The sequence below is a fragment of the Nostoc sp. genome, from assembly GCF_036917355.1.
Lineage (GTDB): Bacteria > Cyanobacteriota > Cyanobacteriia > Cyanobacteriales > Nostocaceae > Nostoc.
In genome coordinates this window covers 32,875-57,232 of sequence record NZ_JBALDP010000065.1, presented here as the reverse complement: position 1 = coordinate 57,232, position 24,358 = coordinate 32,875, and the positions used below count along the sequence as shown (strand labels likewise).

The 24,358-nt window shown below is 42.4% G+C and carries 21 protein-coding genes; 7 read left to right on the top strand and 14 right to left on the bottom strand.

Annotation, left to right across the window (positions count from 1 at the left end):
• Positions 1-167: 167 nt before the first annotated feature.
• The 3 genes from V7K53_RS21470 to V7K53_RS21460 are packed head-to-tail and all read right to left on the bottom strand — an operon-like array spanning position 168 to position 1,621.
• A complete protein-coding gene (locus tag V7K53_RS21470; protein ID WP_335199565.1) occupies positions 168-674 on the bottom strand; it encodes a hypothetical protein in 507 nt (168 codons plus the stop codon).
• A complete protein-coding gene (locus V7K53_RS21465; RefSeq protein WP_335199564.1) occupies positions 610-990 on the bottom strand; it encodes a hypothetical protein in 381 nt (126 codons plus the stop codon). Before V7K53_RS21465 ends, V7K53_RS21470 begins: the two co-directional genes overlap by 65 nt.
• A 10-nt stretch (positions 991-1,000) precedes the next feature.
• The gene (locus V7K53_RS21460; protein WP_335199563.1) at positions 1,001-1,621 is read right to left on the bottom strand and encodes a hypothetical protein; all 621 of its coding nucleotides are present in this window, start codon (positions 1,619-1,621) and stop codon (positions 1,001-1,003) included.
• Between the two features lie 705 nt (positions 1,622-2,326).
• Between V7K53_RS21460 and V7K53_RS21455 the strand changes: the two genes are divergently transcribed.
• Positions 2,327-2,533 (top strand): hypothetical protein, encoded by a 207-nt coding sequence (locus tag V7K53_RS21455; protein WP_335199562.1) that lies wholly within the window; start codon positions 2,327-2,329, stop codon positions 2,531-2,533.
• 53 nt (positions 2,534-2,586) lie between these two features.
• Here V7K53_RS21455 and V7K53_RS21450 read toward each other — a convergent pair whose 3' ends face one another.
• Entirely contained in the window at positions 2,587-2,778 is a 192-nt protein-coding gene (locus V7K53_RS21450; protein WP_335199561.1) for a hypothetical protein, read from the bottom strand.
• 52 nt (positions 2,779-2,830) lie between these two features.
• Here V7K53_RS21450 and V7K53_RS21445 point away from each other — a divergent pair, with 52 nt between their 5' ends.
• Complete coding sequence (locus tag V7K53_RS21445; RefSeq protein WP_335199560.1) at positions 2,831-3,526, top strand: response regulator transcription factor; 696 nt, start codon at positions 2,831-2,833, stop codon at positions 3,524-3,526.
• A gap of 627 nt (positions 3,527-4,153) precedes the next feature.
• Here V7K53_RS21445 and V7K53_RS21440 read toward each other — a convergent pair.
• The gene (locus tag V7K53_RS21440; protein ID WP_094350942.1) at positions 4,154-4,438 is read right to left on the bottom strand and encodes an Npun_R1517 family heterocyst differentiation transcriptional regulator; all 285 of its coding nucleotides are present in this window, start codon (positions 4,436-4,438) and stop codon (positions 4,154-4,156) included.
• Between the two features lie 866 nt (positions 4,439-5,304).
• On the opposite strand from V7K53_RS21440, the gene V7K53_RS21435 reads away from it, so the two are divergent.
• The 4 genes from V7K53_RS21435 (at position 5,305) to V7K53_RS21420 (ending at position 11,038) form a co-directional block, all read left to right on the top strand.
• Positions 5,305-5,664 (top strand): NAD(P)H-quinone oxidoreductase subunit M, encoded by a 360-nt coding sequence (locus V7K53_RS21435; RefSeq protein ID WP_094350943.1) that lies wholly within the window; start codon positions 5,305-5,307, stop codon positions 5,662-5,664.
• A gap of 588 nt (positions 5,665-6,252) precedes the next feature.
• On the top strand, positions 6,253-8,523 hold the full coding sequence (locus V7K53_RS21430) for a protein phosphatase 2C domain-containing protein (RefSeq protein WP_335199559.1): 2,271 nt from the start codon (positions 6,253-6,255) through the stop codon (positions 8,521-8,523).
• Positions 8,524-8,669: 146 nt separating this feature from the next.
• Positions 8,670-10,244: a CHAT domain-containing protein gene (locus V7K53_RS21425; RefSeq protein WP_335199558.1), complete on the top strand. Its 1,575-nt coding sequence runs from the start codon at positions 8,670-8,672 to the stop codon at positions 10,242-10,244.
• Between the two features lie 146 nt (positions 10,245-10,390).
• Positions 10,391-11,038 carry a hypothetical protein gene (locus V7K53_RS21420; protein ID WP_335199557.1) on the top strand — a complete coding sequence of 216 codons (648 nt, stop codon included), beginning with the start codon at positions 10,391-10,393 and terminating at the stop codon, positions 11,036-11,038.
• Between the two features lie 325 nt (positions 11,039-11,363).
• Here V7K53_RS21420 and V7K53_RS21415 read toward each other — a convergent pair whose 3' ends face one another.
• From V7K53_RS21415 to V7K53_RS21405, 3 genes are all read right to left on the bottom strand, one after another.
• Entirely contained in the window at positions 11,364-12,746 is a 1,383-nt protein-coding gene (locus tag V7K53_RS21415; RefSeq protein WP_335199556.1) for a PrsW family glutamic-type intramembrane protease, read from the bottom strand.
• 436 nt (positions 12,747-13,182) lie between these two features.
• On the bottom strand, positions 13,183-13,785 hold the full coding sequence (locus V7K53_RS21410) for a DJ-1/PfpI family protein (protein WP_335199555.1): 603 nt from the start codon (positions 13,783-13,785) through the stop codon (positions 13,183-13,185).
• Positions 13,786-13,805: 20 nt separating this feature from the next.
• Positions 13,806-14,084, bottom strand: a complete 279-nt coding sequence (locus V7K53_RS21405) for a hypothetical protein (protein ID WP_335199554.1) — start codon at positions 14,082-14,084, stop codon at positions 13,806-13,808.
• A gap of 476 nt (positions 14,085-14,560) precedes the next feature.
• Here V7K53_RS21405 and V7K53_RS21400 point away from each other — a divergent pair, with 476 nt between their 5' ends.
• The gene (locus V7K53_RS21400; protein WP_335199553.1) at positions 14,561-16,711 is read left to right on the top strand and encodes a PAS domain-containing sensor histidine kinase; all 2,151 of its coding nucleotides are present in this window, start codon (positions 14,561-14,563) and stop codon (positions 16,709-16,711) included.
• Positions 16,712-16,748: 37 nt separating this feature from the next.
• Here V7K53_RS21400 and V7K53_RS21395 read toward each other — a convergent pair whose 3' ends face one another.
• From V7K53_RS21395 to V7K53_RS21370, 6 genes are all read right to left on the bottom strand, one after another.
• On the bottom strand, positions 16,749-17,201 hold the full coding sequence (locus V7K53_RS21395; protein WP_335199552.1) for a nitrate reductase associated protein: 453 nt from the start codon (positions 17,199-17,201) through the stop codon (positions 16,749-16,751).
• Positions 17,202-17,307: 106 nt separating this feature from the next.
• Complete coding sequence (locus V7K53_RS21390; protein ID WP_335199551.1) at positions 17,308-17,766, bottom strand: phosphate-starvation-inducible PsiE family protein; 459 nt, start codon at positions 17,764-17,766, stop codon at positions 17,308-17,310.
• Between the two features lie 304 nt (positions 17,767-18,070).
• Complete coding sequence (locus tag V7K53_RS21385) at positions 18,071-20,311, bottom strand: molybdopterin oxidoreductase family protein (protein ID WP_335199550.1); 2,241 nt, start codon at positions 20,309-20,311, stop codon at positions 18,071-18,073.
• Between the two features lie 172 nt (positions 20,312-20,483).
• On the bottom strand, positions 20,484-21,986 hold the full coding sequence (locus V7K53_RS21380; protein WP_335199549.1) for a NarK family nitrate/nitrite MFS transporter: 1,503 nt from the start codon (positions 21,984-21,986) through the stop codon (positions 20,484-20,486).
• A gap of 14 nt (positions 21,987-22,000) precedes the next feature.
• Entirely contained in the window at positions 22,001-22,180 is a 180-nt protein-coding gene (locus V7K53_RS21375; protein WP_335199548.1) for a hypothetical protein, read from the bottom strand.
• Positions 22,181-22,237: 57 nt separating this feature from the next.
• Positions 22,238-23,881 carry a ferredoxin--nitrite reductase gene (locus tag V7K53_RS21370; protein WP_335199547.1) on the bottom strand — a complete coding sequence of 548 codons (1,644 nt, stop codon included), beginning with the start codon at positions 23,879-23,881 and terminating at the stop codon, positions 22,238-22,240.
• Positions 23,882-24,358: the final 477 nt, after the last annotated feature.

Here is a 24,358-nt window from a genome sequence, read left to right as displayed (position 1 = left end):
ATAATAGCGATCGCACAAAATTATCGGGTTATAGAAAGTGCGATCGCATCACAGTGTCAGCGATATTTAGTACTGTTACTTATTGATATCAAACGCTGATTCTTCTGTGGAAAAATCATTAATTTTCAACAACGGATCAATTTATCAAAATTTTAGTTCAGTCTTTACTAAGAGAATAATTTTGCTAGCTTAGGAGCTGCTGTAATCATTGAGGGAACTGCTTTCTTGGCATTGCCATCTTTCAAGTACTTGAAGGTATCTACCAGTTCGCTGACTCCATCTACTAGCGATAGTCCCTCGTAGAAAGCATTGATTGGATCTCCCTGCCTTAGTGCCAAAGCTGCCTTCGCTAGATTCTCACCCTTCTCAAACCCAGCTACTTTGAAACCTGTTGAAAGGGCGCTGAAGTAATCATCTCGCTGCAATGCACCTGCCATGGCTGTTTGGTAATTGTCATCCTTGACACCCCAAGCAATATCTACAAACTGATTGGCGTTGCTAAAGCCAGCACTGCTCAACCCTTCATCTAGAACATCTTTAAAATTGCCGTCTTTCAGCGCCCAGGCAGTCTTTACAAACGTGTCTGCCACTTTAGGCTCTACATTGAAGTTAGATAATGCAGCTGCGATCGCACCTTTGTAGTCTTCGTCTTTTAGCTCCCAATAGATGTCCACAAGCAACGAAACTAACGGCATTAGAGCCACCATAGAATGCCAGTGCGCTATCGATAGAATTCTTGAGTGTTTCTTTCCAGTCTCCTTGAGAAGCGTAATAGAGTCTCTCTAGTCCACCGACTGCCGTACCCAGCATCGGAACTCTCTTGAGAGTATCGAGTACAGGCCCAACTTTGCCCTCTTTAACACCATCAATCAGTCCCTCTGCAATTGCAACACCGATCGCAGCCCCCAGATTGACCAAAATCAAGTACTGCTGGTTCTCATCGTACAGTTGCTTAAGCTCTTGCGTCGCAGTTTCTACGCGATCGCCCACATTTCGCGCTTCATCGCCGATGCTCGCTGTACTGTTTGAGGTTGTCGCCGATTCGACTAGACGTTTGAGTAATGTCCGTCGTGGAGTCACTGACTGCGTTACGAGCGATACGAGTTGCTTCATTGATTGCACTTGTCGTACTCTTGATCTGATTCTTCACATTAGTCGCACCTGTTGTCACCTCGGAGATAAGTCGGTTCTGCTTTTCTTTGAAGTAAGCTTTACCATTTTGATAGGCACTAGAAGTGTCTTGATTAAGTTGTTTCAATTCAGACTTTCTCTCAGAGAAGAACTTTCTACCACTGCTAATCAATCCTGAGAAGGGATTACCACCTGAGTTGCCGCCACCGCTTCCAGATGAACCGCCAGCAAACTGTGTTGGAGGGTTAAAAAGTATAGCTTTAGCGCCTTGACCAACAGCATTACCGAATTGCTGAAGTCCATTACCGACGGATTTTAGAGAGAAGGCTTCTCGTTCGGTCGCCACCGCATTTACGAGTTCGGAGCGAGTAGTTACACTGCCATCTGCGTTGGTTTGAGTGAGGTCAAAGCTGAGGTTAATTACTGCATTAGGCTGTTTGGAAGCGATCGCCGCAATCACAAAATCAATCAATGACTGTGCCCAATCCATCGATCCTACGGCACGCCCTAACCATAAGGGAGAACGATCGTTGATGCCATCAATGCCAATGCCATCATTTCGGGTTGCGGCAATTACCTCTAGAATCTGAGATCGCTTGATTTACATTCGTCTCGTTTCCTGGGGAATTGATTTGCCCCTTGTAAGGCTTTTCACTTGCTGTTTCATTGAGTATCTCTAACACGCGCTCGTACCTTTTGTGCATCTTTAAAGACTTTCTTCTCTACAATCGCCCTTTCTAAACGCCGATAACTGAAGTGCGACGCATCCCAATTCCAAACCACTAGTCATAAAAAACCAGCGAACGAATGAGTATCGTCGCTCACAACTGCTATGACTCAACTAGCTGAAAAATTTATTGCACTCGAAGTTTTTCAGTATTTGGATAAATACTTTACCTGTGTTTAATCATTGAGCAAATTTATGTACTACAACTGAGTGACATAAATACTCTACAGCCTTATATAAACTTTGACGGTCGAAAAAGGTAGGCAAAAGGTCAGGAAAAAGTCGCATCTTTTTGGTATTTTTACCTAAACTTCAAGAAAAAATAAAGATTTTAGTGAGAATATCGTAGTTTAACTAGTATTAATACATATATAAGTGACGGTAGAAGATGCGATGCCTACGGCGTAAGCCTACGCACTAGTTGAGCAATTATTGAAACGGGGACGCTTAACAAAAGTTCAAGGAATTGTGTTCCGTTATTCTTGGGAAGGGAAAACTTACTTAGAAATGGCCAAAAAATTCAAGTATGACCCAGGTTATATCAAAGATGTTGGTTTGCAGCTATGGCGATCGCTCTCTCAAATTTTAGATGAAAAAGTTACTAAGAATAATCTGTACGGAGTCGTGAAGCGAACCGGACAGGAGCAGAATGCTGAAGGGGTGACAAAGAGGTGACAAAGCAGACTGGATAAAAGCGATCGCTTTTAGCTCAGACGGCAAAACTCTCTTCACCTCAGTGGTAGCCAGGATGAAGCCATTAACAGTTGGGATCTGGCGATAGGGAAATGTTGGACAATTTTGCGGGCAACCCGTCCCGATGAGGGCACGATGGTTAATTCAGCAACAGGGTTGACGAAGGCAGAGATGTCAACTTTAAAAGCTTTAGAGGCGGTAGAGGTGAATTCAATCAAGTTGCTCAATGCCTACCAACTTTCGCTAAATTGGAAAAAGGAAAACTCAAGGGAATTTTAAATGTCAGCACAATTGTTACTGGTGGATGATGAACCAGGGATACGGGAAGCCGTGAAAGACTATTTGCAAGAGAGCGGTTTCAGCGTTCAAGTCGCCAGTAACGCCCTTGAAGGTTGGGAATGGATGCAGATGAATACACCTGACTTAGTGATTTCCGATGTGATGATGCCTCAAGTGGATGGCTATCAGTTCCTGAAGCAACTACGGGAAGACCCCCGTTTCCAAGCACTACCGGTAGTATTTTTAACTGCTAAGGGTATGACAGGCGATCGCATTCAAGGTTATCACGCTGGTGTTGATGCCTATCTACCCAAACCCTTCGATCCAGACGAGTTAGTGGCTATAGTCGAAAATTTGCTAGCCCGCCGCGCCGCTAAGGCTGCAAATACGGGAGATGACTCTGAAACCCCCGATCTTGCTGAACTAGCTAATCAGATTGCCCAAATAAAGGCATTGTTAACTCAAAGAAATGCTATTTCCCAATCGCCAGCCCCTTTTAAAATTGATTTGACTCCCAGAGAACAAAGTGTTTTAAATTTGGTTGCAGAAGGGTTGATGAACAAAGAAATCGCCCGTCGCTTAGAAACCAGCGTCCGTAATGTAGAAAAATACGTCAGCCGTTTGTTTAGTAAAACCGGTACCAATAGCCGTACAGAGTTAGTTCGTTTTGCTCTCGAACACGGTCTTGCTAAATAGGGATTGGGAATTATTGTACTGAGCGTTTGTGTCGTAGCGTCCCGTAGAGAAGCCGTTGGCGCAGCCTCTCCAAGAGTTGTATTGGGTATTGAGAAGATGACAAGGTGGACAAGGAAGAAGGGAGAGACTTGTCCCCTTGTCTCCCTCATCTCCTTTGCCTATGGGTAATCGGTAATAGCTAACTGGCTGCTAAACCATGACCTATTACCAGTAATAGATAAAACATAAGTATTTCAGCAAATCAGGCACTTAGCTTAAGCAAAAAGCTAAAAGAAAGGTTATTTATTTTACTTTTGTCTTTTAGATTTTCATTTGATTTGCGCCTGTTATCCGATTCCCCATCTGTAAAGACACAGGGTTTTATTATTCTGCAATGTTTTGATAAAAACTCGGTAAAATGCACCCGGCTGAATTTGCTTTCAGATTCTACCAGTACCCTTTGCTACAAAGTTTTTAATAGCGGAAACTGTTCCTGGGACTTTGTGCTGCTAAATAAGACTTTCACAAGGTAGAAATCAAAATATTTGATGAAATCTACTGACTGCTTAGTTTTTATGGCAACGGGGGTATGGGATCAACATTTGATTTGATGCCCAATTCACGTTTTTCACTACTTAAATTACACCTTTAGGTTGGAGAATTTTCCGCTACATTACGCAAACGCATTAGCTGACGTCGCATTTGAGGCGAGGCTTTAAACTCAGATACTTCCTGAGCTTTAACGGACGCTTGGAGCGTTTCTAGAAAGTCATCAGAACCTTCGGTTAAAGCATCAAGTAGCACCTGTAAGAGTTGCTCGCGATCGCTCAATAGACTCTTTTCCTCAATCAACCGGAATTTGAGATGTATTTCACACTCATAAACACCTACTTCGAGATTATTTATCTGGCGTGGTAATGCTTTGGAGTTCATAACTATTGAGATTCCTTTACTTGGTTGTCATGAGGGTAAGGAGGTAGATGTCCAGCAAAATTCTTTATATCTCTTTTGAATCCAAAGTGCTTGAATTAAGAATTTTTCTTCATCAATCACCTTTGTATTCCATTTCACTCTCCTGTGGTGTATTTTCAAGCTAGATTTTCAGTGTCTAGATTTTGACGTTTCTGTGCCAGATGTAGCTTATGGTAAGCCATAACTATTATTCAGTTTTTAAGATTCTACACAATAAAGTTTCTGTAAGAAGTTGTTCAACCTTTTTAAAGGTTTTTACATCAACTTTATGTGAACGTCAATAACAGTTTGACTTGTTACTCTAATTTTGGTGTTTATACGTAAGTAAAACCGCTTAACTTTTTTGAGTTTCTTAAAGCCAGCAGTCGATGTAGCGCTATTCAGTGAAATTACTTGATGTACGTTTTTTGCGATAGAAAATTCAGGATAAATTGCTCGGCATAATTATTAATTTCAAAACTTTTGTTCTCTACAAAAAAAGTACACAGATCAAATTATTCCTGCTGAGTACCTTGTTTTACTGGCATTTGGGATTGATTGAGTCCAAAAATCTTAGCAGTAAGTCAGATTTGTAGACTAAATGAAAATACTATATCAATTAATTTTTACAGAAAAATAATTCGACTACTGTCAGTACTAGCAGTTAAATATATCTTCAACTCATAACAGTAGTAGCAAACTCATCAGTAAAGGTGATATTTTTACTTATGACCATTCAATGTACCCTTTTAAAACAGCATTCAAAGCTTTTAAATTGAGAGCATTCAAGCTCGGATATAACGTCTACAATAATTTCAGTGTAATCCACGCAAATCTTACACCTTTTTATGGATAACCCGATGCTGCTCAAGTCCACAACCCGGCATATCCGCATTTTTGCAGGTGAAATTGACCGGGATGGCGATCTAGTTCCTAGTCAACAAGTCTTAACCTTAGATGTTGACCCAGATAACGAATTTAATTGGAATGAAGATGCACTGCAAAAAATTTATCGAAAATTTGATGAACTAGTAGAAGCATCTAGTGGCGCAGACCTTACGGACTATAACTTGCGCCGTGTAGGGTCAGATTTAGAGCATTATCTGCGATCGCTTCTGCAACTCGGCGAAGTAAGCTACAATCTTTCTGCCCGTGTTACTAATTACAGCATGGGAGTCCCTCAAGTTGCCATTGACGACAAACAATAAGCCAGTGAGTTGGTAGCGGGCTGCCCAAACCCTTCTGTACAAAGAGTGCTGAGTTAAAAGTGTTTCGGCTTAGAGTGGAAAAATTCATAAGTCTACTTCTTAACTCAGCACTAGCTAACCCCGCCGCTGCCACTAACAGCAGTCCTCAAGAGCTTCTTAGAGTCACTGCATTTATCAGGTACTTTTGCCAAAATTAATATTTGCTATTCTTAATTATTAAATTAAAGTTAATTCTTGCTATCCTACTTATAAACTAAATAAATACCAATATTCTCTGCCTGTTAATGATGGGGTAATTTCGCAAAAACAAATCGCGCAGTTATGCTTGGGTTATGCTGTGGTGACAGGGTTGGAGTTAGTTGCTTTGGCGATGGAGAGTCACAGGGCAATAGAAGCTATGATTAGGCTGTAGGGTTGAGTTAGGAGCGTATTTTTTGGATTCGGATAAGTATTAGCACCTGCTGATATCCGCCAGCTAAAATCATCATCTAAAGTCTGGGTATGTCAAGTTTAAGAAAGATGAGCGGTCTAGATTGTCCCTACTAATGCTATTAAAGAAATTGCCAATCGCTGATCGGTGCGAAAAATATGGAAAATGACGCGGCAACGCTCTACTGTCCAAACGAAAATTGTCAGGCTGCCAACCCCCTGACTCACAAGTTTTGCCAGCGATGTTCGACGCCTCTACCCAAAAATTATCTCTGGGCTGTGGTAGATAGCCCAAGCGTGGGTAGCCCTGGAGAAATATTAGCCGATCGCTATTTAATCCTTGATAAATTTCTTCTTTTAGATACGAAGCCTGGTTTATTAGCGCTAACGCCTGAGTTAGATAATTTGCAGCCTCTAAAAGCGTACCTGAGACTGATTCCCTACCGTCTACACGTACCGCAGGTATATGGAGTGCTTTTTGTTGCTGACGGGTCTTCCCACCGAGAAATATTACTCTTAGAAAAACCGCCACTATTAGTAGATGACACTATCCAACAAGTACATTTAGGCAGCGAGTTAACCACCGCTTGGCGTGATGCAACATCAATGCGCCAACTAAATTGGTTATGGCAAATAGCTCATCTGTGGCAACCTCTGGTAAGTGAAGGTGTCGCCTCTAGCTTACTTGACTCTGATGTATTACGGGTAGAAGGCTCGTTAGTCCGGTTGTTGGAATTGCGTTTTGACAGCGCCACATCACCAGAATTGCCCCAATTAGGTGAATTTTGGCAGCAGTTGGTCAGCACTGCTAAACCAGCGATCGCGGAATTTGTCGATCGCGTTAGCTTGGCTTTAATTCAGGGAGAGATTAATTCCACCGATCAATTAATCGGTGTTTTAGATCGGGGACTGGCTGGGTTAGGGCGATCGCAAACACCCACGATCCAAATTATCACCAAAACCGACACCGGGCCCAGTCGTCAACGTAACGAAGATGCCTGTAGTCCCCCCAGTGGAACTCCAGTGAGCAAGCCACCCCAGCCAACAGCCTTAGCAATTGTCTGTGATGGCATCGGTGGACACGAGGGTGGCAATGTCGCTTCAAATTTAGCCATTGAAACAATCCAACAGCAGGTACAGCAACTAACAAAGGTTCCTTACGACCACATAGACCCTGCAATGCTGCTGAATGACCTAGATAAGGCAGTGGCAATGGCCAATGACAAAATCAGTCAACGCAATGACAGTGAAAATCGCCAAGGGCGTCAACGCATGGGCACGACTTTAGTCATGGCATTGCCTGTTGCTCATGAAATGTATATTACCCACGTTGGCGATAGTCGTGCCTACTGGATTACACGCCACGGCTGTTATCAAGTTACTCTCGATGATGATGTCGCCTCACGTGAAGTGCGGCTAGGTTATGCCATTTACCGCGAGGCAGTACAACAGAGTGCCGCTGGCTCTCTCGTCCAAGCTTTGGGGATGGGTTCTAGCACTTCATTGCATCCCACATCGGGAAGGTTTATGCTCGATGAAGATGCTGTTTTCTTGCTCACATCCGATGGTTTGAGTGACTTCGATCGGGTAGAGGAGTACTGGGAAACAGAAATATTGCCGATTTTAGCTGGAGAAGCAAATATAGCAACTGTTGCCGATCGATTAGTCGAAATTGCTAATACTAAAAATGGACACGATAATGTCACCGTCGCTTTAGTTCACTATCAAGTCCAATATTGGGAACCAGAAATCACCATCCAAGCAGTGATTCCCCAGAGTTATTCTGCCAAAACTGTTGATTTAGCATCCAGAACCACAGATGCGACCGTTTTAGGCAGCCCAAACCACAAAACTCAGGTGATTCCAGACACTGAACCTGCTAAAACTCGTCAATTCCCCCTACAGTGGATAGTTCCATTAATATTTGTGGTGGCAGCAGGTTTTTTAGGATTGTTCGTCAGGCAACTGCGAGGGACCTCTCCAATTTTTTCCAATCCCTTACAAACTCAAAATCCTACCAGCGAAGCGACACCTACACCGCGATCGCTTGATAACCTTTCTCCTGGTTCGGTAATTAAAACCAACAAGCAAATATCCTTTGGAAACAACCAATTTATTCCCCCTGAGACTTATTTAATTCTTGAGAAAAAATTAAATCCCCAATCGGCTCCTGGGAATTTTCTAGTGCCTATGCGAGTCTGTGCTGATAAAAGCACGCCAGGTTCAGCTAATACTAATAAATCAGCAGTAACTACCTCAGTAGCACCAAATCCCAAAGCTTTGCCAGCAAAACTATCGCTAGACTCCTCCAAAATAAACCCTTCGAGCTTCTCTGTTTTACAACCAGACGCACCAAATCCATGTAAAGCTGTTATTACACAACCGCCAGCGACTCAATCACTTCCACCCGTCATCAGCCCAACTCAATGAAATACTCGATAAACTTGTAAAAACCTGGAATAATAACAGGTAACAATTAGAGTAAGAAATTTACAAGGTCAAAAAAATAGAAAATTTTCACCTTGAAGAATTTTTATTTGAAATTATTTGTTTTTAGCTTTTAGTTTAATGAATCCATGCCATCCCTGAATTTGGCGATCGCCCGTCTCTTAAACACTGGCACTGACAACTTCGCCATTTGGGTGGTCAAGGCTCCGTATCCCAGTGGCTACGTTTTACGTGACTGTGTATGGCCTGTTGAACTCACCCAACTCTGGCACGAATGGCAGCAGATGTTTGCTGGTCATGGTCGCCTAGATATTTCCCCTAACTCAACATCTCAAAAGAGCAACCCATTCCCCATAGATTGGATTTCACCCCCTTCAGGTCAACCTACTGGCCCCTACAGCAGTCGTCTGATGCAATACTTGGGAATGAATTTATGGCGCTGGGTATTCGACGGGCAAATTCTTGGTAGTCTAGAACGCAGTCGCGGTATTGCTATGGGTCAGCATACACGTTTGCGCTTTAGACTAGAAATTCGCGACCCGGATCTGATCGCTTTCCCTTGGGAAATTATGCAGCGTGAGCCTGGTCAATCGGCGATGTCTCTCTCGCAAGATTTGTTATTTAGTCGCACCAGCACTGAAGTTGAGCCTTTACCGCATTTGCGAACTGACCAGGCTTTAAGTATCTTGCTGGTTTTAGGTCATGATGACAAGCTGCAACTAGAACAAGAAGCCGCTATCTTACAGCAAGCTCTTGCAGATACACCTGGTAATTCCCAAAGATATGCACCTTGCGTAGTGAATCAACTCATTCAACCAACTCCACAACAGTTGATTGATGAATTAGAAACCAAAGAATACAATGTTTTCTTTTACGCTGGACATGGTTTGCCAGACCCAGACGGAGGGTTACTATTTTTGCGATCGGATATGCCCCTCAATGGGATAGAATTGGCGCAAGTATTGACCCGTACAGGTGTGAAATTAGCGGTTTTCAATGCCTGTTGGGGCGCACAACCAGCCGCGATCAATCATCAAGCTATCCCTGCCAGTAGTTTAGCAGAAGTATTGATTCGTCATGGTGTGCCTGCGGTTTTAGGGATGCGCGATGAAATAGCTGACCATGAAAGCCACAGTTTTATTCAAGCCTTTACCGAAGCTTTACGATCGCACAAGCCAATTGATGAAGCCGTAGCACAAGCTAGGCAAGAGTTGTTAACACTGTATAAATTTAATCAACCTGCTTGGACTTTGCCTGTTCTCTATCTGCATCCAGATTTTAATGGCGAACTGATTAAAAATCTGGATGAAGGTATTACCGAACTTCCAGATACAGCAATTCCTGAGGTCGGTTCCTCGCTTCCGACTGCAAGTTTACGATCGCTCACTCCAAAAGGTAAAACCTGGCTACTGCGTTATGGAGTTACCCGCATCGGCCGCACGAAAGATAATGATATTGTCATCCCCGAACCATCTGTATCCAAACGCCACGCCGAAATCTTCTGCCGCAACACTCTTACAGATGCTACACTAATGCGAACTTATTACTTGCAAGATTTTTCCACCTATGGGACAACCTGGTTTTTAGGCCCTAATGGCTGGCAACAAATCCTCCGAGAGGAAGTCCCTTTGAAATCGGGGATGCAGTTAAAGTTTGGAAGTGCTAGAGGGGAAACCTGGGAGTTTGTGATTGAAGACTCCTAGCAGAGCTATTGCATAAATGAATTTGAGCCTTTAGCATTAGCTTTTAAAATCTGTTTTTTTAGAGAAAAAATCAACAGTTTTTGCGGAAATCTCCTCTTAGAACTTGTAGCTGTCAATACCACCAAATAATCATGAGGGAAGAAAATATGGCTCACAAAATTAATGGCTCAGACACTTTCTCATCTTTACCATCTCAAGTAGATTTAGAGTTATTAGAAGCGTTACTAGAACCAGAGGATGCTAACTATCCCTGGAATCCAGGTGATGAGGAATCAGAAGCTTATTTTCAAGAACTGGAACAACAGTTCGGAATGGAAGATTTGCAGGGCGTTGAACTAATGAGGCGATCGCAAGATTTTTACGGACATCTAGATACACTTTGGTCTAGTATTACTCCTACATACGACCACAACGATAACCTACAACAGGCAGTAGTGCTTAACCTTCAAGAAACATTACGTACTAATTTCTCCGCCTGCGTGCCCCAAATATTGCTCAACACCATCGCTACCAAAGCTGCTGAGATATTTGCTGCTCGCCAATTAATCAGCGAGCAACTGGTTGAGTGCGTTCAGACAGTACTACCAGCTTGGGGAACAGAGGATCTGATCGTTTTGGCTCGTCCTTTTGCTTATGCTATGCGAAGTAGCGAATCGCAAAACGCGGCATTTGCACTCAGTAATCTTCAAAATAGCGAGTGGACAGGTTTATCAGAAGTAGATAAAGCAAAGGTTAGTTTAGCGATCGCTTCTTATGCTTTTACTGAACTTAACAAGTCTCAGCCAGAACTATGAAGGGTGAATGGGGAGTAGAAAGTAGGGAGTAGGAAAAGTTTTCATTATGCGTTGTGTTCGTGTAACCCGCGCTTTGCGTTCACTCAATTTAGAGGTGTTTTTTGCAAAGATGTTGGTTTCCCTTACGCAAGGATATAGAGTCGAAAATCAAGACTTTTTGCAAGACGTTTAATGATTTTTATTTTTATAAATACATTTACCCCACAATAAATTAACAGTACGCTGATTTTCAAATGAGGACATCTATCCCAAGAGGTAAATACTCAAGCATTGGTTGTTCTCCCCCTGCTCCCCTGCTACCCTGCTCCCCTGCTACCCTGCTCCTCTATTTTGGACCAAGAAATCGGGTAGCAAAATTTTGCGATCGCGTCGGTGACAGCGCCCGTGCCTTAAGAATTGCCGCCATCAAAAAGGCGTAAGATAACACTCCAACAACTACCAAAAGCAAGGCATTGATTGACCCTGTAGCATTCCAGAGAGCGTGGAGCGCAGAGGCGCTCAGATAACCAATAGATAGAATTTGCCAACTTCTACTAGGTTTGAGGACAGCCAATCCGATAAAATAACCCAGGTAGCCACTATAAGCCATGTGTCCAGCTACAGAGCCTAAAATTCGCGGAATGAGCAGTTGTAAACCTGCCAGTTGGCCAGCAGCCCCGATACCCACCTGTTGCGTAACATTTTGAGTGATATCAGGTACATACTGACCGAGGGTTTCCAAGAGAGTAAAGCCAACGGCAGAAGCCGTACCCAGGAGAATACCATCTAGAGGTTCCCAGATGCCGATACGTTCTCGCCAAGGTGAAGACAACATTCTACCGATGGCAAAAGCTGCTAGTACAGGTAATGCCTTGAGTAATTCCTCCATCAGCCCAGCGCCAAAAAACATCCGCACCAGCAACTCTGTGAAGGTGATAGATTCTTGGGGTGTGGGCAAGCTTCCAGGCAGGATGCCACGAAAGACGAAAATAAATAGATCCAACAGCGGACTGAGCAAAACCAGGATTGTACCCAATGACGTAGCCATTAGCACCCACCAAGGTTTCTGTTTACCGCAAAGCTGGTAAACAAAATAGTAGGCCGCGAAGGCGATGTAACTTGCGACAATCACTTGATTAGCTTGGGGCCGACCGACTGTAGCAAACATCAGCACCACAAAAATTACGGTCAGTATTCCCGGTACGAGGTAAGCTTTACTAGTTAAATCTTTACCAGTGGAAATAATTGGAAAAAGCTGGGTGAAGCTAACAGAATCTGGCTGCTTTAGTTGCGTGTGGTTGTGGTAGTTCGTCGCCGAAGGCAGTGGTATGACTTGGTTTACTGTTGTCGCCGGAGTCAGTGAGGTATACTCGTATTCAAAAATGTATTGTGGCCCATCAGCACCTAGAGAAATGCGATCGCCTGGGTGCAATTCCTGACATTCATATAAGCGTTGTCCATTCAAATAAGTGCCATTAGCACTATTCAAGTCACAAAGCACCCAGCTAAATTTGCTATCTGGGGATAGAGAGAGGGGACGAACCACTGCATGACGACGAGATACCATTCGGTACATCATGGCATCCAAGACAACTTGGCAGCTGGGGTCGCGTCCAATTACCATCTCTTTACTGGGGGGCAGCGAGTAGCGAGATTCTGCTCCCAAAGCTGCCCCATTACCAGACACTAGCCGCAGAAATGCATTATGTCTTGCGTTTTTGCCTGTCATCGAGTTAGAGTGCTTTTCTAAACTAATTCTTCACATAATTTGGCAGCAGGACTAACCTTAGCCACATTAGCAGCAGCATTGCTAAATCCACTATAGCTTCACTTACTGCTAAGAAATTTAAAATTATTGATGCAAAATTTCAAATTGTTTCACCTCGTGTCAAGAAGTATTCCATCTGCTGAGAGTTTGTCCTAAAACTGGCTTGTTAGGCAGATAAATCAGATTGTCTCGATGCTGTACTTTTGACATCGTAGCTGTAAATTAAACCCACTGCAATTTATTAAAAAATAGTATTTTTTACTGCATTTAGTTCCATTTCAAAAATATATAATTTTCAGTCGTCTGTTGTCAGTTGTTTTTGCCAAAGCTCTTTTGGAGTAGGGAGTAGGGGAAGAAACTATTATGAAATGAACCAAAATATTGCCGGTATCTTGCCTCAAACAACTGTAGTCAGTTCTGGGTGTTCAATCTTAGTTCCAAGTACTTTGAGGAATTCTGCTAGCCAATGTGGGTGAGCAGGCCAAGCTGGTGCTGTCACTAAGTTACCATCAACTATTGCCCGATCGACAGGGATATCAACATAGATTCCTCCAGCACTCTTGATATCTGGGCTACAAGCAGGATAGCCTGTACATCTTTTGCCTTGCAGTACATCAGCAGCCGCTAATAACTGCAAGCCGTGGCAGATGGCGGCAATTGGTTTATTCGCTTGGGCAAAGTGACGGGTGATTTCTAGTACTGGCTGATTCAGGCGGATATATTCTGGTGCCCGTCCTCCAGGAATGACTAAGGCATCGTAGGTTGCGGCTTCTACTTCTGCAAACGTTGCATTTAAAGTAAAATTGTGTCCGGGTTTTTCGCTGTAAGTCTGGTCTCCTTCAAAGTCATGAACTGCTGTCCGCACCTTATCGCCAGCTTTTTTGCCGGGGCAAACTGCATGGACAGTGTGTCCCACCATTTGCAACGCCTGGAAAGGAACCATCACTTCATAGTCTTCTACATAGTCGCCAACCAGCATCAAAAGTTTCTTTGCAGCCATATATTTGTTACCCTCACTTATTAGTCATCAATAGTTGTTTCTAAAGTAAATATTAATTTAGAGTCAGCTTTTTTCGGCGTTAGTTTATATACGAGTTTTTGATACATGACATCAATAACTGTGCTGTCATGTATAATTTCAGAGCGGCAAGTTAACAAAATGTAATGCATTTTACAAGAATCATAGTTAACGCCGTTAATATCATAGCCTCCACAATCCAGCAGCGCTGCCTTAAGTGGGCTTGGCTGCAAAGCAGGTCGGATACCAAGCTTGTCTGCATAGACGGGATTCGCGCTCAATGCCGCAATTTATGACGCAATCTGAGCGCCGGAGGAGTCACCTGCTAACACCATACGGTTCGTATTTTGTTGAAGATAGGCGATCGCAAACCAGTACTGCCTATAATCAATAAATAAATTTAAATATCTGCCTCAGTTTTAGATGAAAATTTTATATTTATAGGTATGTTCTATTTGTATAAGATTAATTATTAATTTTCGGGTTATGGAGCGCCTAAAAAAGTTTCTGGAATCAGGTCACGCTCGAAATTAATATTTTATACTGATTCAGTCAACAATTAACTAGTTGAAGAGGTAAGGATATAGCTGCAAAATATTGGAGACACATAATGGACGTACTCCTACCTTGAGAATTGTCCTCTTTTACTACGATTTTCAACAGATGGATATTCTCAGAAAGAGGAATGTTACATTATCTAAAGAATAGGGAATCCTAGATTTAAGAAGCAAACAAATCTATTAGTCAGTTAGACAGGATGAACTTTCAACAGCAAGGTATTCAATCCGATAATAATTGTTCTGTAAACCAAGTACTAAAAGTTGATGAAGTCAGTAGAAATAGTCAAGAAATTGAACATCAATTAGTAGAGCCAGATTTGAAACAGTTGCAAGATAAAATTTTATTACTTATAGAACGTAATCCTTTACCTTTAATTGAGTGGAATACAGCGTTTCAAGTAATACAATGGAATCCGGCTGCTGAACAACTATTTGGATACAGCAAAAGTGAAGTACTCGGTTGTCAGGTACCAGAAATAATTGTGCCAGAAAGTGAGAGAGTACAGGTCATCAAAAGAATGGAGTTATTAATTGAAGAGAAAGTGGGAGGTAATAATCTCAGTAAAAACCTGACAAAACATGGAAGCGTGATTATTTGCGATTGGTGTCACACTCCGATAACTAACGTTGATGGCAAGGTAATTAGTATTGTCTCAACAGTGCAGGATATTACAAAAGTAAAGTCTTTTGAAAGCGCTCTGCGCGAAAACGAAAAGACCTATCAGCAAATTCTTGATGCAATTACAGATATGGTGCTGGTTAAAGGTGCTAAATCTCGAATTATTTGGGCAAATAAGGCATTCTGTGATTATTACGGTATGAATGAAGAACAGCTTCAGAATATGATTGATGCACCCTTCAGCGAAGCAGATCATACCCTGCAATACATCAAAGATGATGCTTACGTATTTGAAAGTGGACAGACCCTAGAAATTCCCCAAGAGCCAGTAACTCGGTACGATGGCGAAGTACGCCTATTCCATACAATCAAATCTGCTATTCGTAACGAATTAGGTCAAACGATCATGACTGTTGGTGTATCTCGTGATATTAGCGAGCATAAACAAGCTCAGAAAGAACAGGCGAAGTTATTGGCAATTCTAGAAGCAGCACCAGACTTTATCAGCACTGCTGACTTAACTGGGCGAGTTCTTTACTTTAATAAAGCAGCTCGCAAAATATTAGAACTGGGGGAAAAAGAATCTTTTCAGGAGAGAAATTTGTGCCAAAATCATCCGAAATGGGCAAATGACATTATCCAAAATGAAGGATTACCAGAATCAGTTCGAGTCGGTGATTGGGTTGGGGAAACGGCTCTTTTAAAAGCAGATGGACGAGAAATTCCCATATCCCAACTTATTATTGCTCACAAATCACTTGATGGAAAAGTTGAATATTTTTCGACAATTGCAAGGGATATTAGCGAACTCAAAGCTGCGGAAGAAACTTTAGTACAAAAAGCGGAAGATTTAGAGTGCGCTCTGAAAGAACTCCAAAGCACCCAAGCTCATTTGCTCCAAAGCGAAAAAATGTCCTCTATTGGTCAATTGGTTGCTGGAGTTGCTCACGAAATTAATAATCCTACAAGCTTCATCTACAGCAACATTCAACCTGCTAACGAATACATTAACGATTTGCTACTTTTGATTGAGCTTTACCAAGAACATTATCCGAATCCGGTCAAGGTCATTCAAGAACAGATGAAAGCCATTGACCTAGAATTTTTAATGGCGGATTTGCCCAAGTTACTCTCGTCAATGAAAATGGGGGCAGACCGAATTAAACAAATTGTTCTTTCATTGCGAAATTTCTCCCGTATGGATGAAGCGGAATGTAAAGCCGTGGATATTCACTTAGGGATTGACAGTACTTTAGTAATTTTAGAACATCGCCTCAAGGCACAACATAACCGTCCAGCAATTGAAATTATCAAGGAATATGGCAAGCTACCTTTAGTGGAATGCTATGCAGGGCAGCTCAATCAAGTTTTTATGAACATTCTGGTTAATGCTTTAGATGCACTAGAACAACGGGATGCAAAGCGGTCTATTGAACAGATGCAAGAAGCACCAAGTACTATCCGTATTTGTACACAAGTATCTCCTGATGGGAAGGTCGTGATTCGGTTTGTTGATAATGGAGCAGGAATACCAGAGAATGTACTAAAAAGATTGTTTGATCCCTTCTTCACGACTAAGCCAGTAGGGATAGGTACAGGGTTAGGGTTGTCAATTAGCTATCAGATCATAGTAGAGAAGCATAAAGGAAAACTTACGTGTTTATCAATACCAGAACAAGGGGCTGAGTTTCATATTGAGATTCCTATTAGCTTGCCTTTAGGAAACTAAGAAGACGATAATTCAACAATTACGATCGAATGGTAAATTAAAGCAGATGAAATTCTGCGATCGCTCTAGGAAAATTTTTGTTTTCATGTCCTGGATGGCTGAGTTTAATCAAAGCAAAACGCTGTAAGGGTGTTAAAGCTGCCCAACTTTGCTGTGTCAGGGTTACACCTATTTCTTGAGCTTTTTCCTGAAGGCTAGCTGGTACAGTGGCAGAGTCTAGCCATGCAGGATGAGGCTCGATGGGCAATTTTGTAGCTGGTACACCTGTGCGTTGTATGATTAATTGCTCGATATGCTCGCGGTAAGACTGAATTTCTGTTTCTGTAGTGCAAGGTAATTCTACTAAAGCTTGCCGCTCGGTTGTAGTCATTTGATTCCAGTCAGGCAATTTTAGCTTGATGCCACAGGTATCTAATTTACAACGCACCTGCATGGGGATGCAACGCAGAGAATCAACAAAGTCTGCTTCAAATTCAAAGAAATCTGTCATTGTTCGACAAACCCAAAGTTGATGGGGGAGTATGGGGAATAGGTAATGGAAAAAGTGGCAAGTTTTGTGGTGGGGTATAAATCACCATTACGAATTATGAATTACTTCAACTTCCATCTTTGGAATTACTGAGACGAATTATCAAATAACTAATTGATAAGGCAAGAATAGCTACACCTAGACCAATTATATCAAGACCTCCAATTTTTTCTAAGTCAAGAATAATAATTTTTCTAGCAACAGCAATTAAAGAAGTGACAATCACTAATTCAACTTGAAAAACGTGTCTTCTTAAATAGGCCGTAATATTTTCTAGAATTTCTAAGGCTATTAAAATATTTAAAAATAAACCGAAAACCTTATATAGGGTTGTGTTAAACTTGCCATAAGGTATTGTAAATAATTCTTTAAAAATAAATATTCCTAAATCTGCGATCGCTACCAAAATTACGATCACCATAAAAATAGATAGAACTTTAGAAACTAGCACTTCTATGTTTTCAATGATGTGCATAAAGTTCTGATCTTTGGTAGCTCCTAGAATTCGCCTAACTAGCTTTTTCATCTGCTGCACCCGATTCTAAAATAAAATAAAATCCCATAGATAAATCTAGAGGATTGAAAAAAGATTACTTGCTGATATTTTGTAAGTTTTCTATCTTTGTTTTATTCTTCATCCATAGCTAAAATTAACTCTAGTAAAATTTATTGTTACTAAAAATTTACCTCTTTAGATATAGTAATTGGTAACAGTCAAAATTAGAGAGTTATAAAAAATGATAATAACTATTGACTATTGATTATTGACTAAATTACCTGTTGCTGGTTATAAATTACCAGTTTCGAGCTACACTTTGCGACTTTGCGGCTTACCATAGTGAAGACTGGAGTTGATGATTTTTGATGGGAACTTCCACCGAAATTGGTATCAGCTGCACAGCACAGGCTTTTAATTCTGGTTGTAGTGAATCGGGGCACGATTCTGGATGGGTGAGGGCGTTGGCTTCGGCATTATCTGCCCATAGCGAACCCCAGTGCATGGGGACAAAAACTGTACCAGGTGCGATCGCTTTTGTTACTTTAGCAGGAAACTTGGCTTTACCACGACGCGATCGCACTTCCACATCCATACTATCGACAATACCCAACCGAGCAGCATCACGGGGATGAATTTCGATAAACGGTTCGGGATGCATTTTGCAAATTTTTTCAATTCGACCGGTGCGTGTTTGCGTATGCCAATGTCCGTAAAGTCTTCCATTAGTTAGCACAAACGGATAATTTGGGTCTGGCGGTTCTGCCAATCCCTTGGAGTAATATGCCCCAAATCGAGCACGTCCATCAGGGGTGTGGAAGCGGAGATTGGTGTAGAGGCGTTTGGAGTTAGGAGTTAGGAGTGAGGAGTTAGAAGTTGAAGATTCTAATTCATAACTCCTAACTTCTAACTCAGTACTTTTTTCTGGATGAGGCCATTGAGTTGGGCCTTCTGCTTGTAATTGCGTGTGACTCAGACCTGTCATATCGCAGGGGCGATTTTTAGTTAGTTTGACAAACTCAGCGTAAACTTCAGCAGAGTTAGCAAAGGCAAATTCTCTCTCAAAACCTAATCTACGTCCAACTTCGGCAAAAATTTCCCAATCGGCTTTAGCTTCTCTTGGCGGTTGGCGAAATGCTGAACACAGAGTTACTACCCGTTCGGAGTTTGTCATCACGCCAGTTTTTTCACCCCACTGGGCTGCTGGTAGTAGAACGTGAGCGTAAGCAGAGGTTTCTGTGGGATAATATGCGTCTTGGTAAATAGTGAAAGGCGATCGCAACAATGCCTTTTTAGTCCGCTCTAAGTCTGGCATACTCACAGCGGGATTGGTAGCTGCAATCCACAGTAACCCTACAGCATCATTTTCTAACCCAGTAATCATGTCCCAAGCAGTCAAACCGGGATTCGGCGAAATCTGTCCCGGCTTAAGTCCCCAAAACTCTTCAACTTCTGCACGGTGCTGCGGATTTTTCACTGCCCGATAACCCGGTAATAAATGTGCCAAACCTCCGGCTTCCCGTCCTCCCATCGCGTTCGGCTGACCAGTGAGGGAAAAAGGACCAGCTCCAGGTTTGCCAATCTGTCCAGTCATCAGGTGCAGGTTAATAATCGTTCTGACTTTAGCCGTCCCTTCTGAGGATTGATTCACACCCATTGACCACAAAGACAGTACCCGCTCAGATTTACCCCAGTAATGTGCTGCTGTTTCTAAATCTTCAATACTGATTCCACATTGACGAGCCACTACTTCTGGCGGATAGTGGCGAATTACTTCAGCATAAGCGGGAAAATTGGTGGTGCAGTCGTCCATGAACATGGTTTCAATGTAGTTCCAGCGCATCAACAAGTGGGCGATGCCGTTCAATAAATCGATATCTGTACCGGGACGAATGGCTAAATGCAAATCAGCGGCTTCTGCGGTTGGTGTGCGCCGGGGATCGACCACAATCATTTTGACTTTGCGGTTCTTTTTGTGATATTTCTCTAGTCGATTAAAAACGATGGGGTGACATTCGGCTGTATTAGTACCAATTAAAAATGCACAGTCGGTTAACTCCAAGTCTTCGTAACAGCATGGAGGCCCATCTGAACCAAAGCTTTGAATGTACCCAGCCACAGCACTAGACATACATAAGCGAGAGTTGGCATCAAAATTATTAGTACCCAGACAGCCTTTCATGAGTTTCTGGGCTATGTAATAATCCTCAGTTTGGAACTGACCGGAACCATACATACATAGGGCTTCTGGTCCTTGGGTGAAGCGGATAGTTTGAATGCGTTTGGCGATCAGATCGAAAGCTTCATCCCAACTAACGCGGCGAAACTCTCGATCTAAGGAGTCTCGCACCATTGGGTAATGTAATCTATTTTTATCTAAAGATTCTGCGATCGTTGCACCTTTGACGCAAACCATACCCTTACTAGATGGATGGGCTTTATCACCGCGCACCCGCCAAGTTGGATTTCCTTGGCTATCTCGATTAGTTGCTTTGCCAAGTTGGGCTGGAGGTGAAACTTCTAAACCGCAGCCAACACCACAGTAGGGACAGAGAGTTTTGGTAAATTCACTCATGGCAGTTGTACCATTTTGTTATTTTGATTGTGCAACCTCAGATGTAGCGGCAGGTTGAGGGTTTGTAGTAAACAGTGGAGGCTCAGATCCCCGACTTCTTGAAGAAGTCGGGGATCTTTTTGATGACTGCAAGGATTGCTATAGTGAGTTTCCTATTTCATCCTTGAATTGATTATTCTTCAGTTAACAAGATAGGGTTTTTCGTTGCGGTTTCTGGTAATTCACCCTCAAATGTAGCGGCAAAGGAACCTTTTGGTTCTTTGAGGAAGAAGGCACACATAAAAGCACAGACTAGTGCAGCTAAACCCATTGTGGAAAATAGGGTTGGGGCGTCGGTTAAGCTGAAAATTGTCAGGTAAACTACGCCACCAAAATTACCGTAAGCTCCGACGTTACCGGCGATTTGTCCAGTGGCTTCTTTTTTAATTAGGGGGACGATGCTATAGGTTGCACCGCAGCCAGCCTGAGCAAAGTAGGCGGCTAACATTGTGACTGCGATCGCTACCGGAATCGGCCAGCTACTACTAATAAAATGTGCCATCAAATAACTAACACCAATGCCAGCACTGATAATTGTCATTGTCCATTTCCGGGAGCTAAATTTATCAGAAATTAAGCCACCACTAGGACGAGAAATCAAATTTAAGAATGGATAGGTAGCGGCAATCATCCCAGCGGCAACATGTTCTAAAGCAAAGGTTTTTTCAAAGAATGCTGGGAGCATAGAAACGGCTGCCAGTTCGCTGCCAAAGTTAGTTATATAAGTGAATTCAAGTAAGGCTACTTGACCAAATTGAAAGCGCTCTGATGGAGCATAAGTTTTTTTACCAATTAAAAGTTCTCGGTTTACTTCCCAGGCTTTGTAACTTTGGTAAGCAAATAATCCTGCTAATAGTAACCAAGTCAAATACATTTGGCTCAAAGTTAGGAAGTGAATGTTCTTTTGTTCCAAACGCCAAGCTAATAAACCTAGAGCGAAAATTAAACCAAAATTCGAGACAATCATCGCCCAGAAGCTTTTAACACTGGTTACTTCTAAAGAACCATTTTTCTTAGGTTTTTTGTAGACTTTACCTGTGGGTGTATCTTGGACGTTGTTGTAATAAATTACGCCGTAGATAGCTGTAATAATCCCTGTAAATGCGATCGCAAATCGCCAGTTAGAAGCACCACCAGCAAAAAAGCTCGTAGAAACTGCAATCATCGGCAAGGCAAACTCTGCACCAAAAGCCCCAAAGTTGCCCCAACCTCCATAAATACCTTGAGCAATTCCCATCTCCTTCGGCTGGAACCATTCGGACACCATACGGATACCCACAACAAACCCAGATCCGACAATCCCCATCAGTAAGCGACTGATGACTAGTTGATTAAAGTCTTGCGCTAGCGCCGTCGTTAAACAAGGAACTACCGCAAACATCAGCAGCATTGAGTAGGTGATTCTGGGGCCAAAACGATCCAGAAGCATCCCAATAATTAGTCGTGCGGGAATTGTGAGAGCAAGGTTACAGATGCCTAAAGTTTTGATTTGCTCTGGTGCTAAATGTAGTTCTCTGCCAATGGTTGTAGCGAAGGGGGCAAAGTTAAACCAACAAACAAAGGTGAGAAAGAAAGCAAACCAAGTCTGATGTAAGATGCGGTAGCGATCGCTGAATGAAAATAAGTTTTTAAGCATTGCAATCTTTCTAATTAAATAAAACACCGAGAAGAGGTAGCCGAAGTTGAGCCTTTAAGGTCGAAAGTTGAGCCTTTAAGGTTGGAAGTTAAGTCTTTGAGGTCGGAAGTTAAGTCTTTGAGGTCGGAAGTTGAGGCTTTGAGGTCGGAAGTTGAGGCTTTGAACTCGGAGGTTGCACCTTTGAGACTGAACATTGAACCTTTAAGGTTGAAGTATAAGTTTTGCCCAATACCGAATACCCCCGATAAGTACTAGCAGTTACCAACTAGTAAGGCTTCTTGCTTGAGTTTCGCCCCAAAGTTTTTGATTAGTAAATCTTGCAATATTGGTTGTAAGTCTTCGCAGGGTATACCTTTGATAACACAAGTTCCTAAATGGGCATCTTTGCCAACTTTGCCACCCATATATATGTCAACACCTTCCAAAGTTTTGCCATTTTTGCGAGTTTTAGTTCCCATCAAGCCGATGTCTGCAACTTGTGGTTGTCCGCAGGAGTTGGGACAACCTGTCCAGTGAATTCGCACTGGGTTAATGAAGGTTAACTCTTCTTCTAAGGCTTTAATCATTGCCAGGGCGCGGTTTTTGGTTTCAATCAGGGCAAAGTTGCAAAATTGTGCGCCTGTACAAGATACTAGCGATCGCGCCAGTAAACCTGGATCGATAGAAAATCTTTCCAGCAAAGGCTCTGTTAAAAATGTTGCTAAACGCGAGTCAGCAATGTTGGGTATAACAATGTTTTGCTCAACTGTGAAACGGATTTCGCCAGTGCCGTAAACTTCTGCCAGACGAGCGATTTCAAACATATCTTCGGCATACAACCGACCGACAGGAATGTTCAAGCCTGCGTAATTTAATCCTGCTTGTTTTTGTTTATATACCCCAATGTGGTCGCGTTTTTCCCAGTCGATCTCGTCTTTTGCTGCTGCGGGTAATAATGATTTACCCAAACGGCTTTCTACTTCTGCTCGAAACTTATCTAAACCCCATTCATCGATTAGCCACATCAAGCGCGATTTTTGCCGATTAGCACGTGGGCCATGGTCTCGAAATACTTCCAAAACCGCTCTACATAGAGCTACTACATCTTCTGGAGCCACCCAAGCATTCAGAGGAATCGCCGCCTCACAACGTTTAGCTGAGAAAAAGCCACCGACGAGGACGTTAAACCCGAAAATTTTGTGTTCGGAATGGGCAGAGGGGCAGAGGAGCAGAGGGGCAGAGGGGGAATTTTGCTCCTCTGCTCCCCTGCTCCCCTGCTCCCCTGCTTCCTTAAATGCTGGCACAAAAGCCAAATCGTTAATTTCAGCGTGAACCGAATTGTCTCGTCCACCTGCGATCGCAATATTAAACTTCCGTGGTAAGTTGCTAAATTCTGGGTTTCCTTCCCCTTTGTTGGTGAGCATATCTTGAATTTGCTGTACCAACTCTCGCGTGTCGTACAACTCATCTGCATCTAACCCCGCCACGGGATCGCCTGTGATATTGCGAACGTTATCCATCCCTGACTGAACGCTGGTTAAACCAACTGCGTGAAATCTATTAAAGATATCTGGTAAATCTTCAATCCTAATCCCCCGTAATTGAATATTCTGTCTGGTAGTAATATCAGCGCAACCATCATCACCGTAACGCTGCACTACTTGCGCCAAAACACGCATCTGGCTGCTGGTAAGAATACCGTTAGGCATCCGCAACCGCATCATAAACTTGCCTGGGGTAACTGGGCGAAAAAACACGCCTACCCATTTGAGTCGATGATCGCGATCTGTTTCGTTCATCGCCTCCCAACCCAGGGCAGCAAATTTCTCTATCTCACTCTTGATGGCAAGTCCATCTTTTTCTGCTTTTAATTTCTCGAATTTATTAAGGCTAGTGGTAATTGCTGTGTCTGTCATGAGGCTGAATCTCGTTGCAAATTACTGATATGATCGGGAACTGTGGTCGTAATTTATCAATACCAATCAATCCGTAGTTACATTAGGTGTTGTATCTACGAGGGTTAGGGAATAAAAACTTAATATTTAACTACGGCTGATTATTTTTACTCAAGAACATTCCTACGCGAAACTCCAAATCCGTGGTTAGCTAAGGAAAATTTGTGGCCATTTACATCTTGGGAATTTGTCAAGCAGGTTTAGATAATGTTCATGTAACAATTTCGATACTCATAACTTAAGATGATTTTTTTGTTAAAATCGTATAAATTGTTACGTTTTTTGGGAAAATCTACGAAAAACGCATGAATACTATGCATTTTTTACATTAAAGTCACCAATGAACGATGTAGAACGCTTAATCAACGGTATTTGAGATGACTAAAGCAATTTTGGATCGCCATAGATTAATCTCAAATCTAAAATCCAAAATTGAAT

Bases quoted from the DNA above. Each gene is read 5' to 3' on its own strand.
- V7K53_RS21460 (WP_335199563.1), bottom strand. From the start codon at position 1,621: ATGGATTGGGCACAGTCATTGATTGATTTTGTGATTGCGGCGATCGCT.
- V7K53_RS21445 (WP_335199560.1), top strand. From the start codon at position 2,831: ATGTCAGCACAATTGTTACTGGTGGATGATGAACCAGGGATACGGGAA.
- V7K53_RS21440 (WP_094350942.1), bottom strand. From the start codon at position 4,438: ATGAACTCCAAAGCATTACCACGCCAGATAAATAATCTCGAAGTAGGT.
- V7K53_RS21435 (WP_094350943.1), top strand. From the start codon at position 5,305: ATGGATAACCCGATGCTGCTCAAGTCCACAACCCGGCATATCCGCATT.
- V7K53_RS21430 (WP_335199559.1), top strand. From the start codon at position 6,253: ATGGAAAATGACGCGGCAACGCTCTACTGTCCAAACGAAAATTGTCAG.
- V7K53_RS21425 (WP_335199558.1), top strand. From the start codon at position 8,670: ATGCCATCCCTGAATTTGGCGATCGCCCGTCTCTTAAACACTGGCACT.
- V7K53_RS21420 (WP_335199557.1), top strand. From the start codon at position 10,391: ATGGCTCACAAAATTAATGGCTCAGACACTTTCTCATCTTTACCATCT.
- V7K53_RS21415 (WP_335199556.1), bottom strand. From the start codon at position 12,746: ATGACAGGCAAAAACGCAAGACATAATGCATTTCTGCGGCTAGTGTCT.
- V7K53_RS21410 (WP_335199555.1), bottom strand. From the start codon at position 13,785: ATGGCTGCAAAGAAACTTTTGATGCTGGTTGGCGACTATGTAGAAGAC.
- V7K53_RS21400 (WP_335199553.1), top strand. From the start codon at position 14,561: ATGAACTTTCAACAGCAAGGTATTCAATCCGATAATAATTGTTCTGTA.
- V7K53_RS21395 (WP_335199552.1), bottom strand. From the start codon at position 17,201: ATGACAGATTTCTTTGAATTTGAAGCAGACTTTGTTGATTCTCTGCGT.
- V7K53_RS21390 (WP_335199551.1), bottom strand. From the start codon at position 17,766: ATGAAAAAGCTAGTTAGGCGAATTCTAGGAGCTACCAAAGATCAGAAC.
- V7K53_RS21385 (WP_335199550.1), bottom strand. From the start codon at position 20,311: ATGAGTGAATTTACCAAAACTCTCTGTCCCTACTGTGGTGTTGGCTGC.
- V7K53_RS21380 (WP_335199549.1), bottom strand. From the start codon at position 21,986: ATGCTTAAAAACTTATTTTCATTCAGCGATCGCTACCGCATCTTACAT.
- V7K53_RS21375 (WP_335199548.1), bottom strand. From the start codon at position 22,180: ATGTTCAGTCTCAAAGGTGCAACCTCCGAGTTCAAAGCCTCAACTTCC.
- V7K53_RS21370 (WP_335199547.1), bottom strand. From the start codon at position 23,881: ATGACAGACACAGCAATTACCACTAGCCTTAATAAATTCGAGAAATTA.